The 15,391-nt window shown below is 61.9% G+C and carries 16 protein-coding genes and 1 pseudogene; 2 read left to right on the plus strand and 15 right to left on the minus strand.

The window, feature by feature from the left end:
- Positions 1-39: 39 nt before the first annotated feature.
- From GPJ75_RS04665 to GPJ75_RS04735, 15 genes are all read right to left on the minus strand, one after another.
- The gene (locus tag GPJ75_RS04665) at positions 40-639 is read right to left on the minus strand and encodes a hypothetical protein (RefSeq protein WP_163265594.1); all 600 of its coding nucleotides are present in this window, start codon (positions 637-639) and stop codon (positions 40-42) included.
- Positions 620-1,321, minus strand: coding sequence for a hypothetical protein (locus tag GPJ75_RS04670; protein WP_163265596.1), 702 nt, complete (start codon positions 1,319-1,321; stop codon positions 620-622). Before GPJ75_RS04670 ends, GPJ75_RS04665 begins: the two co-directional genes overlap by 20 nt.
- Positions 1,318-3,480 carry a tape measure protein gene (locus tag GPJ75_RS04675; protein WP_163265598.1) on the minus strand — a complete coding sequence of 721 codons (2,163 nt, stop codon included), beginning with the start codon at positions 3,478-3,480 and terminating at the stop codon, positions 1,318-1,320. Before GPJ75_RS04675 ends, GPJ75_RS04670 begins: the two co-directional genes overlap by 4 nt.
- Positions 3,480-3,800 carry a hypothetical protein gene (locus GPJ75_RS04680; protein ID WP_163265600.1) on the minus strand — a complete coding sequence of 107 codons (321 nt, stop codon included), beginning with the start codon at positions 3,798-3,800 and terminating at the stop codon, positions 3,480-3,482. The genes GPJ75_RS04675 and GPJ75_RS04680 overlap by 1 nt, the downstream gene beginning before the upstream one ends.
- A gap of 33 nt (positions 3,801-3,833) precedes the next feature.
- The gene (locus GPJ75_RS04685) at positions 3,834-4,280 is read right to left on the minus strand and encodes a hypothetical protein (RefSeq protein ID WP_163265602.1); all 447 of its coding nucleotides are present in this window, start codon (positions 4,278-4,280) and stop codon (positions 3,834-3,836) included.
- 284 nt (positions 4,281-4,564) lie between these two features.
- Positions 4,565-5,095, minus strand: coding sequence for a hypothetical protein (locus GPJ75_RS04690; protein WP_163265604.1), 531 nt, complete (start codon positions 5,093-5,095; stop codon positions 4,565-4,567).
- A gap of 2 nt (positions 5,096-5,097) precedes the next feature.
- A complete protein-coding gene (locus tag GPJ75_RS04695; protein ID WP_163265606.1) occupies positions 5,098-5,466 on the minus strand; it encodes an XkdF-like putative serine protease domain-containing protein in 369 nt (122 codons plus the stop codon).
- Positions 5,466-6,071, minus strand: a complete 606-nt coding sequence (locus GPJ75_RS04700; RefSeq protein WP_163265608.1) for a hypothetical protein — start codon at positions 6,069-6,071, stop codon at positions 5,466-5,468. Before GPJ75_RS04700 ends, GPJ75_RS04695 begins: the two co-directional genes overlap by 1 nt.
- A gap of 49 nt (positions 6,072-6,120) precedes the next feature.
- Positions 6,121-6,570, minus strand: coding sequence for a helix-turn-helix domain-containing protein (locus GPJ75_RS04705; protein WP_205602463.1), 450 nt, complete (start codon positions 6,568-6,570; stop codon positions 6,121-6,123).
- Positions 6,571-6,984: 414 nt separating this feature from the next.
- Positions 6,985-7,302: a DUF6074 family protein gene (locus tag GPJ75_RS04710; RefSeq protein ID WP_163265612.1), complete on the minus strand. Its 318-nt coding sequence runs from the start codon at positions 7,300-7,302 to the stop codon at positions 6,985-6,987.
- A complete protein-coding gene (locus tag GPJ75_RS04715) occupies positions 7,292-8,053 on the minus strand; it encodes a helix-turn-helix domain-containing protein (protein WP_163265615.1) in 762 nt (253 codons plus the stop codon). The genes GPJ75_RS04710 and GPJ75_RS04715 overlap by 11 nt, the downstream gene beginning before the upstream one ends.
- Positions 8,054-8,252: 199 nt before the next feature.
- Positions 8,253-8,447: a hypothetical protein gene (locus GPJ75_RS04720; protein ID WP_163265617.1), complete on the minus strand. Its 195-nt coding sequence runs from the start codon at positions 8,445-8,447 to the stop codon at positions 8,253-8,255.
- Complete coding sequence (locus GPJ75_RS04725) at positions 8,444-8,632, minus strand: helix-turn-helix domain-containing protein (RefSeq protein ID WP_163265619.1); 189 nt, start codon at positions 8,630-8,632, stop codon at positions 8,444-8,446. The genes GPJ75_RS04720 and GPJ75_RS04725 overlap by 4 nt, the downstream gene beginning before the upstream one ends.
- A gap of 91 nt (positions 8,633-8,723) precedes the next feature.
- Positions 8,724-9,503, minus strand: a complete 780-nt coding sequence (locus tag GPJ75_RS04730) for a hypothetical protein (RefSeq protein ID WP_205602464.1) — start codon at positions 9,501-9,503, stop codon at positions 8,724-8,726.
- Complete coding sequence (locus GPJ75_RS04735; RefSeq protein WP_163265623.1) at positions 9,500-10,885, minus strand: tyrosine-type recombinase/integrase; 1,386 nt, start codon at positions 10,883-10,885, stop codon at positions 9,500-9,502. Before GPJ75_RS04735 ends, GPJ75_RS04730 begins: the two co-directional genes overlap by 4 nt.
- A gap of 414 nt (positions 10,886-11,299) precedes the next feature.
- Here GPJ75_RS04735 and GPJ75_RS04740 point away from each other — a divergent pair.
- Positions 11,300-14,113: pseudogene (locus GPJ75_RS04740) on the plus strand (response regulator); the annotation flags it as partial.
- A gap of 187 nt (positions 14,114-14,300) precedes the next feature.
- The gene (locus GPJ75_RS04745) at positions 14,301-15,344 is read left to right on the plus strand and encodes a substrate-binding domain-containing protein (RefSeq protein ID WP_163265627.1); all 1,044 of its coding nucleotides are present in this window, start codon (positions 14,301-14,303) and stop codon (positions 15,342-15,344) included.
- Positions 15,345-15,391 lie beyond the last annotated feature (47 nt).

The following is a 15,391-nucleotide window of genomic DNA, read 5'->3' on the forward strand; positions in this document are numbered from 1 at the left end:
GCGGTGCCGAGCCCGTACAGGTGAGGCGCGCGAGGCCGCTTAGGCTCTCGCACCGAAGAGCGCATCGAATAGCGCCGGCGTGAGCGGTCGAGATTGAACCTGCGGTGCCGTTGATGCCGGTTTATCGTCACCACCACCGAAGCAGGCCTTCAACATGTCGATGCGACCATCGTAGGCCACGCGGATCGCGTTCATGTCGGCGCCCAGGGCGGTCTCAGGGCTCCACCCGAGCCAGCCCATGGCGATCCCGGCCATCTCGTCGCAGAGCTCGGCGAGCGTGATGCTCTCGGTGGGCACGCCTGCATCGTCCTCAGCGCCCTTTCCGGTGGGTGGAGTGCCACCGCTGGCGACGATGACCAGGAATCGCGTCACGGGCCCTACAAGCGCCTCCATGCCGGTGCGCCATGCCTCATCGCGCACCTGGTCGATATCCGTGCGGCCAAGCCCGAGCGCCAGGACGCGCACCAGCGTCTCGAAGTCGTAGCGGCCGACGGCCTCGACCATCGGCATGATGCCGCCATCCTCTCGAGCCACGGCCAGACCAGCCCGTAGGGTCGGCCGGAGGACCACCTCGCGGCCGTCGAGCCTGATCGGCACATCGCCGGCGCCGAGATGAGGCTTATGGCTGTTTATCGGCATCAGCAAACGGATCGATCATCTCGCCGATCTTGTCTGGCCACCGCTTCACGATGCGGGAAAGGATGCCAGAGTGCGTCACGGTCACTTCCTCAATGAACATGCCGACACAGTATCCCTTCTCGCATGCATCGGCGCTGTCGCCGGGCAACCCAATGAAATGCGGCGTCTCCCGCTGCGCCTGCATGAGCCGGTGAAGACCTTCTAAGCGGATTGTGCCTTCGACAGGCACTCCATTGGCCTCAACACGGTCACGATCTGGAATCGGTGCCATGTAGATTGCTGGTGTCGGCTCCAGCTTGTCTCGGCATTCTTCCCAGCTATCCATGTGGAAGCTGTAGCTCTCGAAGCGCTCGCGGCTTTCAGACCACCCGCAAACAGCTAACTCTGCAATGCCATGGCGGTCAGGGTAGAATTGGTGGAAACGGTCACACTCTGTGTCCGCTTGCTCCGGTAGGATCGTCACCAACTCATCGAATGAAGCCCACGTGGACCGATGATTCATATTGAGTTGGAGAAGCATATTCGCCGTGCCCCGCACCACCATAGCGCACGTCAGGTGAGGTAACACGAGCGTTTTGCTCATCATGCCAGTGACGGCGAAATCGTCGAGGCCGCGATAGCTGGCACCGTCTGAAAGAATGATGATCTGCTCTTCCATGCGCGCCGTGAGAAATGCACTCATCGCAACACGTCTCCCCATCCGCCGGATTGCCCTACCATGACACTTGGGTCTTCCAGCGCAGGTACCAGGCCCCCTCCAGCAAAGCCAGGCAAGCCATTGTTGACCGCCTCCAGCAAAGATCGGATCCCCGGCTTTCGCACCTCCGAAGCGCGTACGACATACTCACCAGCATGAACGATACCTGCTGGCTGGTTCTTGCCGCCGGGCCCGGTGTATCCGCCCTGCGCATAGAGGCCGCCCCCGGGAACTGGCGGGAAATTGTCGACCCCCGCGCCACCGCCGCCACCAATGCCGAGCAGGCGGCCAAGGAAGCCGAGAATACCGCCGCCTGCGCCGTTGGCCTTGAAGAGTGCATCGATGAGCTGGTCTTCGATCTTGCCGATGATCTTGTCGAGCACGCTGAGCGCAATATCGCCCATCTCCTGCCAGGACAGCTTGCCGTCCTCGAGCGCGGACCTCAGATCGCTCATGGCGCCTTTTAGAAGATCCTGGTGGAAGCGCATTTCCTCCTGGGCCTTCGCCTGCTCTTCGGCGAGCCGGGCAGCTTCTGCTCCGGCTAGGGCATACTGCTCCGCCAGCGCTCTCACCTCCTCGCGAAGCTGTGGCGTGATGGCTTTGCCGTCCTCCTGGGCGGCCGTGAGCAAGTCGAACTCGGTTCGGGCCTTCTCGACCGCGTAACCGAAATCATCGATCAGCGGATTAAGGGTGCGTTGGGTCTCGGTCTCCAAAACGAGCGCGGCCGTCGAATTTGCGACGCTCTGAGCAAGACGCTCGTATCCGTCGGCGCGCTGGCCGGTCTTTTTCTTGCCGTCCTCATCTCCGTCTTCAGGCAGCTCATAGTCCGAAAGCGACACCTGCTTTTTCGCTGTCTTGCGCCGCTTTCCGCCGCGTGTCGAAGGGCCGGAGCTGTCGAAATAGGACGCCGCAAGCAGATCCTCCAGACGAAGGATCTCTGCCTCGATCTCGTCGTTGCCGAAGCCAAGCTCCTTTGCAACGTCGGTCATATTTCCGGCTTCATCGCGCAGCTGCTGGATGCGCTCCATCAGCGCGTCACGGCCAGTCGCCGGCGGCGTCTCAGGTGCCAGGAACTCGCTGATGGCAGTTGCGATCTCATCATTGAAGCTGAAACGCGAGAGGAACCCAAATGTGGCGCGGGCCTTGTCGTCCAATTCTCCCAGCTTGGAGATGAAGTCACCGATCGGGCCGTTGGCGACGCGGACCAATGCGTCGCCGAAGATCTTCACAGCGTCGGCGAGACGGCCGATTGCGCGGCCGGTTTTGCCGCTGGCATCAGTCGTATCGTCAAGCTTGCCCGCGGAGTCGACGAGGACGTTCTGCAGGCGCACCATGTGCTGAGAGACGGTCATCTCAGCTCCAGCGAGACGGTCCTGCAGCGCGCCGGCACCCGCCTCAAATGCTCGGAAGAATGCCTCCGAGCTCACCTTGCCGTCGACGACGAGCTTGCGCAGCGCTGCTACGGACCCGCCGGCCTCCTCTAGGCCCGCGGCGGCAGCCTGGGCGATCGTCGGCGCCCCCTCCAATATCGAATTAAACTCCTCCGCCCGCACCGTCCCGGAACCGAGCGCCTGGCCCAGCTGCAGTAGGGCGCCAGATGCCGCGGTCGCGTCAGTGCCGGCGACGCGCAGTGCGAGGGATACGTTGTCCGTGAAGCGCAGAAGCTCTTGCGACGTGACGCCGAGCTCCTTCTGCTGCAGCGCGGCGCGACTGTATAGCTGCGTCAGGGTCTCGATCGGCGCCGCGTTCTTTTGCGCGCTCTCGAAAAGCTGATCGTAAACAGCGGCCAGTTCAGCGCCGGACAGGCCGGCGACTTTCAACGCGTTGGAAATGCGGGTCGATGTGTCGATAAGCTCCTTGGCCTTCTGTACCGTGAATCCCGCGACTAGGGCGCCGGCAGCAGTTCTGGCGAAGCCGGCCATGGCCATACGAGCCTGTCCGGCCGCGGCCGTGACGCCGCGCAGGTGCCGCTGGCTGGCCACCACGGCGCCGTTCATGGCGGCGATCTCGGTCGTGGTGCCCCGGAAGTGCCGGGACGCGCTGCGGTCAAATACGCCGGCCTCCCGGCGCGCTTGCTCAAGCCCGCGCTGGAACGGTATCAGCTCGACATCGATGCGTACGGCGACGGCGCCAGCGAGTTCCATCAGGCAGCCTTCTCATCTGCAGGCTTGCTCCGGCGACCGCCGCTGGCCAGCAGCCCCAGAAACCTGACCGTTGGAACCAACAGCTCGGTAATGCCGGTGGCGAATATCCGGCGCGGGAGCGCCTCGCGCTCGGCCTCGGCCAGATCGGCGCCGGCGGCGATTGCGAAGGCGATGGCATCTGTATCGAAACGCTGCACGCGGTCGACCGCGTTCAGAATGCCGCCGAACGCCTGGCTGACCTTGCTCATTGCCTTCGGGCTCGGCGTTAGGGTCAGCTCCTCCTCGCCGATTTTGATCTTAACGGTTTCAACTTCGTTCATGATTGACCTCTTTCAGGATGGGCGCCAACCGTCTTAGCCAAGATACGCGAGACGCAGGTGGATGGAGTATTGCATCGGCGTTGCGCCGGATGATGCGTATCCGGTGCACGAAAACTGGATAGGCGTGCCCTCCTTCACGGGGAGAGTGAAATCGGCCTCGCTGGTCGAACCCGACATATTCTCGTCATCTCCCGGGATCGAGGTTGTCACCGGTTCACCTGTGTCGTCATCGACATAGGTGAACGTGATGGCCGGTAGCGTGGCCGATGTCGTTGCTTCCTGCGCATACACTGTGACAACTGTTATGCGATACAAGCCGCCCTTCCCGGCAGGGACCGCATACAGCGTCGTTGTGGGAATATCGGCAGCCAGCGCCGTTGCGTCATAATTCGCAGTGGCGCCCTCGCCAGGGTAAGGCGTGCCGTCCTCATTGAGGAAGCCCGGCGCCATGAGTGGCCGGTAAAATTTATCGACGCCCATATTTGTTCACCTCAGAGGGATTGAAAGGGAGGGGCGACGACGAAGCCGCCGCCCGTGGACTTCCGATGGAGAAAGTGCCGCCGGGCCATTCACCACGGCCCAGCGGCTTGTCGAACCCGTCAGCGTTCGGGCCTTGCAATCGCGCGGCAAAGGAGAGCGCCGCCACTGCTTTTCGGTGTTATTGCGGGCACCGCCGAATGGCCCGCCCCGGTGCTCGATGAGAACCCGAGGGCCTCGCGCCAAGGTGAGGTCGCCTAACCGAAACCTGGCAGCGAAGATCTGCATCAGACGAACCCCTGAGCCTTCTTGACGCGGATCTGGTTCGTGTAGAGCTGCGGGTTCTCTGCGATGACCCGCGCGTAGGCCTTCTCAAAGGTCTCGCCATCCTGCTGCGCTTTGCGCACCAGCTCGTCGATCAGATCGTCCACTTTGCTGATTTCGTGCAAGGCACGCGCGATAGGATCAGCCGCCCTCGCGGCGGCTTCCGCGGTCTCTTGCCTCTCCATCCTCTTCTGCACGGCTTTCGCCGGATCCTCGGCGAGGTGTTCGCGGTAGAGCTGGCGCCCCTCGTCGGTTTCCAGGACCTCTGTGTAGGCCTTGGCGAATGGAACGCTGCGCTTATCGGCGTGAGCCTTCGCGAGCGTCTCCAGCTTCTCCTCCGCCGACGCTGAGCCATCAGCCTTCGCGATGCTGACCACCGCACCCTTGACGGCCGGCCGGACGCCCTGCGAGAGAATGCTGATCTCGTCGACCTCCAGTCCGGATAGGCGGTTCTTGCCGCCCATGGTGCGCTTGAAAATTTCCTGCGGATCCATCCTTAGAACTCCTGCCTCTGTGCCCGGCCGCCGATCGACAGGGCGTGTCCGACCTCGCCAGCCTTCACGCGGGCCCAAGCATCGGGATCTTCGATCTCCAGCCCGACGAGCCAGGCTGACTTTCCTTCGGGGCGAGAGACGCCCATTGCGTCGGCAATTTCCTTCGTGAGGGGCCACGAGGCGACAAGGCGTCCGACGCCGGCGCCCTCATGATCGATCTTCACGATAGCGCCACGCTTGACCGCCTGAACGGCTGCGTCCTCGAGCTCGGCATCGCCGACGACGTCACCTTGGCTGTCCACTTCATCGGCAATGAGCGCGATGCCGTACAGGCGTTGGCGATCGTCGTCGCGTTTGAGGATGGTGCGCATCAGGCGGCCACCTCCTTGGCATCTTCTGAAGAGGCGATGGCGCCCCCGAAGAGCTCCTGGCGGTGGGCATCGCTTTTCGCGAGCGGGTGCCGATGCGCGCCGTCGACGTGTTTAAGTACGTCGTACCGCCCGAGGCCGGCCGCCCAAAGAGCGGACATTACACGTGAAGGACGCTGCAGCGCGCCGATGTAGCCGTCGTACAAAACGCGGGTGCCACGGAGCTCGCTGATCAGAGCAGCGCGCTTCTCCAAGATCTCCACCAGTTGCATTGCCACTACATCGAACTCTACGGCGGCAGCCTCGATCGCCTTGGAGATACGTTTCGCCTCTTTGTCGCGGGCGAGTTGATCCTTCTCGGCCGCAATGCGATCTGCTTCGGCCTTTCGCTTTTCGGCCTCCTCCAGCGCAAGGGCCAGAGTGTCGGCCTCGTCGCGCACCGCACTCTCTTCCGCCGCTATCTTGGCAACAGCAGCACTGGCCTTCTCATCACCGCCAAAGGCGCCCAAGGCATGCGGCCGGCGCTTCTCGCGAAGCTCTGCCAGGCGGTCGGCCGTGCTGGCGATCTTCGCGCGGATCTCGTCGATCATCTTGGTGAAATCGGCCATCTGCTTCTCCTTCTCCGGGACAGGCGCGTCTCAAGACGGGCAGGCTTCATCATGCTGCTTTCTGGTGGACCGCCTGCGGATGCGAAACGGGCGAAGCATTCTCCCGCCGTTCCGCAGCCCGTAGGAGGATTTCGAGCTCTTCTTCGGTGAGGTCCGAGAGGTCTGGAGCAACTCTCTTGGTCTCGATCGGTCCTCCGTCAGGACCAGTGTTCTCGACGCGGCGCGTGTACCCGCGATCCTTGGCTTTGGTCTCCAGGTACCAGCGGACGGTTGGCATATCTCCGTCGCGTATCGCCTGGATCAGCTTGGTCTCTGCAAGATCTTTGATCTCCTCGTCGATCTCATTTGCGATCTGAGCCAAGGTCGGGTGACGCTGAAGGAAGCGATAGAGCGTAGCGCGATGACACTTCAGCATCCGCGCAGCGATGGTCTTGATCCCGCCGGCTGCACGCAGCGCTTCCTCGGCGCGTCTCACAGTTAACCGGGGCTTTCGTGACATTTCACCTCCCAAATTCTGCGACATCTGCGACATTCATGCGCGCGCGATAGCTGGCAGCTAGTGCAACATGAAAACGAAAATCGGCCCTTATCTGCTGCTCTGCGTCCGCTATAATTGACTGATATGCGACGTATAGCATGATCGTCGCACTAACACACTGATTTTATTAGTTCATTAGTGTTCGCCGGTGTCCATGTTCCCGCCTTAAGACGGCGTAATCCTGTTCGACCAGAAAAATGATCACGAATGGGCTGTTCGAGCCTTGCGGCGGCCGCGTCCGTGATGAGTCGGCGCATCGAGGCGCCCCTGACGGTCTGGTTCTTTTCCTGACGACCATTTGATGGAGGGGTTCCATCATCGGTCTCAAAACCCTTGCCCGATAGGCACTTGAGCGACGGTAGAGGTTTCACCTCGTCAGTATCCCGTCAGGAACCCATCAAGAAAACAGGATGCTGGCTGCACCCCCCTTCCAAGGCCGCGGTCGAGATCAGCGCGGAAGATCTCCATCTGCACGGCGTCGAAGAACTCCAGAAGCTGACGGTCGATCTCATCTTCGGAAAGGCCGATGCTCGATAAATGCCGCTGCTCGGATGCTATGATGCTGCGCCAGTAGGCAGTCGCGCCGCTGCCGTGCTTCATGTCGAGGGTGCGGGCAACGTGTTTCACCGTGGCAACACGCCTGGCGAGCGGAAACCCGAGGACTTGTGCTTTCAAATCAAGTTCAAGCTGCATTGAGACGCTCCCCGAGTTGAGACCGGAGCCGAGACGCTCGTTGAAAATCATCGCCGCTGAGACTTCCGTTCTCGATTTCGTCGAGCCACTCCAGCCACTGCCGAGCCTGGTCGTCGTTCAGGCCGTTCTTTATTAATCGCTCGATCAACCCAAGGTTAGAACCAATGCTCCTGCTAGGTGCCCGCTCATAAGCCCTTTTTCCCGCCGTAGGAGTCGCTTCTGCGGGATGTTTTGATTCCGTTTCTACGGGATTTATTACAGTTTCACTGAATATATTGTCCGAGTTATCTATCTGTTTTTTTTGTGAATTTTGATTTGGCTTGTTACCTATTGGGACGGCCTCTGGGGCAGGCTTGTTACCTATTGCTTCGCCGAGAGTAGCGAAATTGCTACCTATCCCGGGCTTATAGGTAGCAGATTTGTTACCTGTCGCGGCCTTGGTCGAGGCGAGATACTCACCGTCAAACTTGATGTATTTGATCCGGTACGTGCGCGTTCGACGGTTGATTGGATGTCGGCCGGCCTCGACATATCCACACTCGACGAGCCGGGCCAGCGATCTTGAGAGGCTCTTTTCGTGGCATCCAACAAGGGCTGCCAGACGTGTGTGAGAGGCGAAACAACCGATGCCGTTCGCCCCCAGACGGTCATGGGCGGAGACCGCCATTAGGACCCTAAAATCCTCTCCCGACAGCCGCTTGTCGCCCATCGCACGCGCCGGTAGAGGCGCGTAGATTGGCTTGTCGATCATTGCCCTACATCTCCGTAGGCCAGCTCGGCTACGCGTCGGGCGACCGGCCCGGACAGGCTGGGAAATCGGCGACGAATGCATATGGCTTGCAGGTCGGCGACGTTCGAGCTACTTTCGTGCTTGGAAACGCCACCCGCTTTTCCTATCTTTTGAGAGCCCGTCGCCTTGCCCGCGACGGGTTTTCGCTTTTCCGGGCATCTCATGCGGCGCGCTCCCGGCGAAGGTTCGCCTCACGGATTGCTTCGATTGCCTCGGATACCGACAGGCCAAATTGCTCCCTGATGTGAGGCACGATCGGTCGGTCGATTTGCTTGTGAGGTGGCAGCGCGAGCCATTCTGCAGCAGCGTCGATCGCGGCGCTATGCTCATGCTCTGGCGGGGTGAGGATGCTCATGCCGCCTCCCGAACGGGCAGCGACTTCAGGAAGTCGGCCAGATCTTCCGTCAAGATGACGGTGCGTCGGCCGAACTTGCGGGCTTTGAGCTGGCCGGTCTTGATGGCCTCGAAAATCTTCGTGCGTCCGATGCCGCTGTTTGCCACGGCATCATCGATCGTCATTCCGATCTGCTGGGTATCCATTGTTTAGCTCCGATTGAACGCGCGGTAATTCGCGCTGGTACGGAGCGAAGATCGCGAATGCCGGGATGCGGAAAAAGGTGTCCGCCGAAACTCAGGACAGGGGTTTCCGGACGTCCCGTTTTGCTGGACGTCCCGTTTTGCCCATCTGCGGAACATGAGCCGCCGGCAGCGTAAGTCCGAACAGAACGCCCGTCGCAGGCCACTCTGCGCGCGGCACGTGAGGTTGCCATCCGGCCCACGGAGCAATGAAGCCGCGCGACAGGTAGGCGGAACTTGCAGATGGAGATCGAGTCCCGTCCCACAACACGAGCCTGTGTCGAAGGAACATGGCCTCGGTCATGAAAGCACCGGCATCAGCAACGCCATCATAGCCTCGAGCCGGATCGGCCAGAAAGCTGGAGCCGCGAATCTCCCACGCGCCCCATAGATGCAGTACCGATGCAAAGCGGTTGAGGTTGTCCCGAAACGTAGCGCGCGTCCCACGGTCGCCGCGCAATGAGGCATCGTCGATTGCGATCTTGACCGCAGCTTCCCATGAGGCGCGCTCGGGGTGCGAACAGATGAGCGCCCACAGGAACTTCACGATCCTGCCGACTTCGGCACCCTGGCGCTGGCGCTCATCAATGTCCTTCGGCGCCGCCGCACAATTAAGCGCGTCGAGGTGTTCGATCTGCTCTGTCGCGTTGAAGGTGTATCCCGCTCGAAGATAGTCCTGCAGCGGCCGGCGGGCGAGCAGGTGAGCCGCGTAAGCTTTGGCCGCCACCAGGTCATCAGGGAATGTCATCACCGCGCGGATTGACGATCCGAGATCTCCAAAGAAAATCGGCAACACGAGTGCCTCGTGAACGTTGGTCGACGTCCATGGCATCACGCACCGCTCCTCAACTGCACAATTTTCGCGCTGTCCTCCTGCGGCACTAAGGGAACGATCGCCGCCCGCGCCATTTCTTCCAGCCCGGTTGTGATCCATTTCGAATAATGACGCTCGATCATCGCCGTCGACGTGTCATGCAGCGCGGCCACGAGGCGGATAGGGAGATTCGCACGGATGCCCTTCACGATGCTGGAATGCCGAAGCGCATAGGGAATGACGTCGGGCATTTCGGCCCGCGCCCGAATGCCATGCCAAGGCCGCACAAGCTCGCTCGGGCTCTGCCATGGACCGCGACCAGCCCTCTGCCAATTGCCGACGCTTCCCGGCTCCTGCTTATGGCGCCAACGTTCCAAGAGAGGGTCATCATTGGCACGTCCAGTCACCACCGGCTGCAACGTATCGAGCACATCCTTACCGACCGGCGTCGGAACGCTCCCACGCTTGCCGCCCTTCCCCTTGCGGCTCACCGGCACCATGAGGCGCCCCTGTGCCCGCTGGACGTCTCCCACCTTCATGCGCACGATTTGGCTGAAGCGGGCGCCCGTGGCGGCCAACACCACGACGAGCCGGAGGAGATCGCCATCCCATTCCTGCTCGGCATCGATATCCTGCGCCGCGCTTATCAGGCGCCCCACCTGCGCATCCGTGAGTATCTGGTTGTCGCGGGCTCGCGGCTCGGCCTCGTCAGCATCGACCGCGACCGCCTTCAAGCCATGCCGGATGATCTCCGGTAGGGTCGGCTCCAGACGGTCCCTATGAGCCCCATAGGCCGCGTTCAATGCTGCTTTCAAGTCGTTGATGGTCCGCTGCACCGCGCTCGCCTTCAATGTCTCAGGCAAGCCCGCACGCCATTTGAGCAAGTCTTTCTCTTTCAATGCGTGGAGCGCCACATCGGCCAGGAGTGCGGCAGGAACAGCTTTTTGCTTGCCGCGGGCCTCTTGGCCCAAGACGTAGCGCGCAAGCCGCTGATGCGCGTCAGAGCGAACCGGCCGGCCTTTTCTTCGGCTCTCACGGGCATCGCGTTCAGCGATATAGGTCTCGACAGCGAAGCGAACCGTGAGAGGGGGCCCGTCGGCCGTGGCCTTTGCCTCTTGGCGGGCTCGTTCAACTATTTGACGCGCCTCCTTTTCAGCCTGGGAATATGTGAGCAGGCCTTCGGTCGGCTTGTCGTTCACGTCGTTGGCGGGACCGATGGCCGCCTGCCGGTAAGCCGCGCCGCTGAGATGGTTCCGCCAACGTGCGAACCAGACACCACCGCGGACACCCTTTCGATAATAGATCGCGGACTCCGCATCGAGCCGGCGAGCGTGCTCACCCTTCCCAAGCTTCGACCGCGCGTTCGCCGTCGTGATTTGAGCTTCCTGCAGAACCTTCGCCATGTACCGTTCCTAAAATACGTCGCATATTCGCCGAATAAGACTGCGGCGTACGTCACTGAACGATATAGGATGAAATCCTTGTATTGCAAGGACTTTGGCGAATTAAGGCGAACGAAAGGGCGTCGAATATGCCGCTGTCCACACCCTCTCACGGCGGAAACAGGGGTTCGATTCCCCTTGGGAGTGCCATTTTCCCGAAATAGCTGTCGTTCGGTTGCCGGTGCACAACCGCAAGCCCTCGCGCGCGCTCCATGCACGTCGCGTTAGCCCGCTATTAAGCTTAGTCAATCGTTAATGCTTAGCGGTCATCCTTGGAAACTCGGGGGCGTTGCGAGAGGACGAGCTTTGGGGGTGAAGGGCACAAACCTGGAGTCCGCGTCCGGACAGGGGCGTGAGGATCGTGACGCGTCTGCCGCGGCGCTGGAGCAGTGGAAGCTCGCCCAGGCGGTGCTCGACGGCCTTCCGAGCCCGATTTTCGTCAAGGACGCGAATCTCGACTTCGTGCTGGTGAACAAGGCGTTCGCCAAGCTGTTTGATGCCGAGCCGCGCGACATGATCGGCAAGAAGGGCGGTGACTACGTGCAGCCCGCCGATGCCGCCCTGTTCGAGGAGACCGAGCGGCGTGTGCTGGAGACCGGCGAGGACTATCAGGCGCAGGAGGACTTTGCGTTCCGGGGTATCGGCGGCAGCCGTCTCGTGCGCAAGAACCGGGTCCGGCTTCCAAGCGGCAAGGACTACGTGGCCTGCACGATCTTCGACGTGTCGGACCTCAAGCAGCGCGAGGTCGACGCGGAGGAGGCGCGCGCGCGGCTCGCCCATGTGCTGGAAACGCTACCGGCCGGCGTCGTCATCTACGATCGGGACGACCGCTTCGTGCTCGCCAACCAGAAGATCCACGATGCGCTTCCCGCCATGGTGCCGGCCATGCAGCCGGGCAAGCCGCTGCGCGAGGCGGTGGAACTGGCGCACAAGGCGGGTTATTTCCGCGACAGCGGCGACCCGGAGCTCGACCGCCTTTACGATAGCGATCCGGAAGCCTGGATCGACCGTTACACAAAGCTCTATCGGGATAAATCGCGCATCGTCGAGCGGCGCAATCCCGACGGCCGCTGGTTCAAGGTGTTCGATACACGGAGCGAGGACGGCACCTTTGTCGGCGTTCGCGTGGACATCACCGAGATCAAGGAGCGCGAACGCGAGCTCAGGGAGAGCATGCGCGAGAACGAGGTCTTCCGGAACCTCATCGACAACGTTCCCGTCGCCATCTATGCGAAGCGCCCGGACCTCAGGCTGATGTACGTCAACAAGGGGTGGTCGGATCTGGTCGGTGTGCCGCGGGAGGAGGCGATCGGCAAGACCGACGTGGAACTCTTCGGCCCCAGCGGCGAAGCCTTCATGGAAGGAGACCTTGCCGTCCTGCGGACGGGGGAACGCCAGGTGGTGGAGGAAACGCACACGCTGGAGGACGGCACGGCGCGCCACCAGATCGCCCGCAAGGATGCGCTGGTCGCCTCCGACGGGTCGCTTTACCTGATCGGCTCGACCACCGACATCACCGAAATGAAGCGCCGCGAGGAGGAATTGCGTGTCGCCCAGGAGAAGGCCGTCCTGGCCGACCGGGCGAAGTCGGAGTTCCTGGCCAATATGAGCCATGAGATCCGCACGCCGATGAACGGCGTGCTCGGCATGGCGGAGCTTCTGGCAAAGACAGGGGTCACGCCGAAGCAGAAGACCTTCATCGACATCATCGCCAAATCCGGCAGTGCCCTGCTCACCATCATCAACGACATCCTGGATTTCTCCAAGATCGACGCAGGTCAGCTCGTGCTCGACCCGCAGCCCTTCAAACTGGCCGAAGCCGTGGAGGACGTCGCCACGCTGATTTCCTCGGGCGCCAGGGAGAAGGACCTGGAGATGATCGTGCGCGTCGACCCGGATTTGCCGGAGACTTTCGTCGGCGATGCGGGGCGCATTCGGCAGATCGTCACCAACCTCCTGGGCAACGCTGTCAAATTCACCGACCACGGGTATGTCCTCGTGGATGTCGCCGGCGAGACGGCGGACGGCCACACGCGGATCAAGGTGGAAGTCACCGACAGCGGCATCGGCATTCCGAAAGAAAAACTCGACCTCATCTTCGACAAGTTCAGCCAGGCCGACACCTCCTCGACCCGGCGGCATGAAGGCACGGGCCTCGGCCTTGCCATCACCTCGCGCTTGGTGGATCTGATGGGCGGCGAGATCGGTGTCGAGAGCGAGGAAGGCAGGGGCTCCACCTTCTGGTTCACCCTGACGCTGCCGAACGCCGAAAACGATGCCGAAACCAAGGTCGCCCCGCGCGACGTGACGGGTGCGCGGGTTCTGGTGGTCGACGACAATGCCATCAATCGCACGATCCTCGCCGAGCAGATGGCCCATTGGGGCTTCGACGCCTGTGCGGCGGAAAGCGGCGAGGAGGGCCTGAAAGTGCTCCGGGCAGCGGCCCGCCTCGGCGTGCAGGTGGACTGCGCGGTGGTCGACTACCAGATGCCGGGCATGACCGGCATCGACATGGCGCGCGCCATACGCGCCAACGAAGAGATCGCACGGATACCCCTGATCTTCCTAAGCTCCGTCGACCAATCCTTGTCGACCGCCACTGCGCGCGAACTTGCCATCGATGCGCAACTTGTCAAGCCGGCGCGGGCAGCGAGCCTGCTGGAGACGATGGTGCACACGATCCAGAAGCACCGCGTCGACGAGCCCGAGGGCGCCGGTGGGGCGGAAGGGGGACCGCAATCCGCTTCGCCCGTCATCCTGCGCACGGCTGGTGACCGTGAGGCGGTGCATGGCGTCGACATCCTGGTGGCGGAGGACAATGAGGTGAACCAGCTCGTCTTCACGCAGATTCTGAGCGAAAGCGGGCTTCGCTTCGAGATCGTCGACAATGGCCGCCTGGCGGTCGAGGCCTACCGCAGGCTCAACCCGCGGCTCGTGCTGATGGACGTCTCAATGCCGGAGATGAACGGGTTGGAGGCGACGAAGGAGATCCGCCGCCTGGAGACAGAGGGCGGGCGGCATGCGCCAATCATCGGTGTAACCGCCCACGCGCAAAAGGGCGACCGCGAGCGTTGCCTGGAAGCGGGGATGGACGATTATCTGTCGAAGCCGATCAGCCCGAAGACCCTGCTCGAGAAGATCGGCCGCTGGGCGTCGGGGAAGCGGTCCGCCAACCCCGCGCTCGCCTGAACCCCCATCCGAAGCGCGCCGCGTGGCGGGCTGAAAAAGCGGCGCATTTGCTCTAAAAGTGTCGTTGCGCGAATCTTAACCGCACCGACACGAAACTGTCATCCAACTGTTACATAGGGCCGCTATGCGACTCCCCGTCGCTTTAGAAAAAGGCGTCACGTCGAATTCCGAACAGGGAGAAGCCCTCATGAAGAAACTCATCCTTACGGCATCGGCGACGGCAATTGCCGCGTCGTTGTCCGTCGGCGCCGCCGCGGCGCGCGACCAGATTCAGATCGCCGGTTCGTCGACGGTTCTTCCCTATGCGTCGATCGTCGCCGAAGCCTTTGGCGAGAACTTCGAGTATCCGACGCCGGTCGTGGAATCCGGCGGCTCGGGTGCCGGCCGCAAGAAGCTTTGTGAGGGCGTCGGTGAGAACACCATCGACATCGCCAACTCTTCCTCGCGCATCAAGCAGTCCGATATCGACAATTGTGCTGCCAACGGCGTGACGGAGATCCAGGAAGTCCGCATCGGCTATGACGGTATCGTCTTCGCCTCGGACATCAATGGCCCCGAGTACGCCTTCACGCCGGCCGATTGGCACAACGCCCTGGCGGCCAAGGTGCTCAAGGACGGCGAGCTGGTCGACAATCCCTACAAGAAGTGGAGCGAGATCCGCTCCGACCTGCCGGATCAGGAAATTCTCGCCTTCATCCCGGGCACCAAGCACGGCACCCGCGAAGTGTTCGACGAGAAGGTGATCATCGACGGTTGCGAAGAAAACGGCACCATGGAAGCGCTCGCCGCCGCCAACGGCGGTGACGAGGACGCAGCCGAAGAGGCCTGCATGGCGCTGCGCACGGATGGCGTATCGATCGATATCGACGGCGACTACACCGAGACGCTGGCCCGCGTCGACGCCAACAAGAACGGCATTGGCGTGTTCGGTCTGTCCTTCTACCAGAACAATACCGACAAGCTGCAGGTCGCCACGATGGGCGGCATTGCTCCGTCGGTCGAGACGATTGCATCCGGCGAATATCCGGTTTCCCGTCCACTGTACTTCTACGTGAAGAATGCGCATCTGGACGTGATCCCGGGTATGCAGGAATACATCGAGTTCTTCGTCTCCGACGAGATTGCCGGCCCCGATGGCCCGCTGGCGGCCTACGGCCTCGTCTCCGATCCGGAACTCGCCGAGACCCAGGAAAAGGTCCAGAACCGTACCCCGATGGGTCCGCTGGAGTAATCCTTGGCATGAACGTGGGCGGTGCTGTTGCGGCGCCGCCCATATTT

It is taken from the genome of Chelativorans alearensis (assembly GCF_010993735.1).
GTDB classification, from domain to species: domain Bacteria; phylum Pseudomonadota; class Alphaproteobacteria; order Rhizobiales; family Rhizobiaceae; genus Chelativorans; species Chelativorans alearense.

What these genes read in the sequence shown, in the direction of transcription:
- GPJ75_RS04680 (WP_163265600.1), bottom strand. Translation starts at nt 3,800, where the DNA reads ATGAACGAAGTTGAAACCGTTAAGATCAAAATCGGCGAGGAGGAGCTG.
- GPJ75_RS04670 (WP_163265596.1), bottom strand. Translation starts at nt 1,321, where the DNA reads ATGAGTGCATTTCTCACGGCGCGCATGGAAGAGCAGATCATCATTCTT.
- GPJ75_RS04745 (WP_163265627.1), top strand. Translation starts at nt 14,301, where the DNA reads ATGAAGAAACTCATCCTTACGGCATCGGCGACGGCAATTGCCGCGTCG.
- GPJ75_RS04705 (WP_205602463.1), bottom strand. Translation starts at nt 6,570, where the DNA reads ATGTCACGAAAGCCCCGGTTAACTGTGAGACGCGCCGAGGAAGCGCTG.
- GPJ75_RS04715 (WP_163265615.1), bottom strand. Translation starts at nt 8,053, where the DNA reads ATGATCGACAAGCCAATCTACGCGCCTCTACCGGCGCGTGCGATGGGC.
- GPJ75_RS04710 (WP_163265612.1), bottom strand. Translation starts at nt 7,302, where the DNA reads ATGCAGCTTGAACTTGATTTGAAAGCACAAGTCCTCGGGTTTCCGCTC.
- GPJ75_RS04700 (WP_163265608.1), bottom strand. Translation starts at nt 6,071, where the DNA reads ATGGCCGATTTCACCAAGATGATCGACGAGATCCGCGCGAAGATCGCC.
- GPJ75_RS04725 (WP_163265619.1), bottom strand. Translation starts at nt 8,632, where the DNA reads ATGGATACCCAGCAGATCGGAATGACGATCGATGATGCCGTGGCAAAC.
- GPJ75_RS04720 (WP_163265617.1), bottom strand. Translation starts at nt 8,447, where the DNA reads ATGAGCATCCTCACCCCGCCAGAGCATGAGCATAGCGCCGCGATCGAC.
- GPJ75_RS04685 (WP_163265602.1), bottom strand. Translation starts at nt 4,280, where the DNA reads ATGGGCGTCGATAAATTTTACCGGCCACTCATGGCGCCGGGCTTCCTC.
- GPJ75_RS04735 (WP_163265623.1), bottom strand. Translation starts at nt 10,885, where the DNA reads ATGGCGAAGGTTCTGCAGGAAGCTCAAATCACGACGGCGAACGCGCGG.
- GPJ75_RS04690 (WP_163265604.1), bottom strand. Translation starts at nt 5,095, where the DNA reads ATGGATCCGCAGGAAATTTTCAAGCGCACCATGGGCGGCAAGAACCGC.
- GPJ75_RS04675 (WP_163265598.1), bottom strand. Translation starts at nt 3,480, where the DNA reads ATGGAACTCGCTGGCGCCGTCGCCGTACGCATCGATGTCGAGCTGATA.
- GPJ75_RS04665 (WP_163265594.1), bottom strand. Translation starts at nt 639, where the DNA reads ATGCCGATAAACAGCCATAAGCCTCATCTCGGCGCCGGCGATGTGCCG.
- GPJ75_RS04695 (WP_163265606.1), bottom strand. Translation starts at nt 5,466, where the DNA reads ATGCGCACCATCCTCAAACGCGACGACGATCGCCAACGCCTGTACGGC.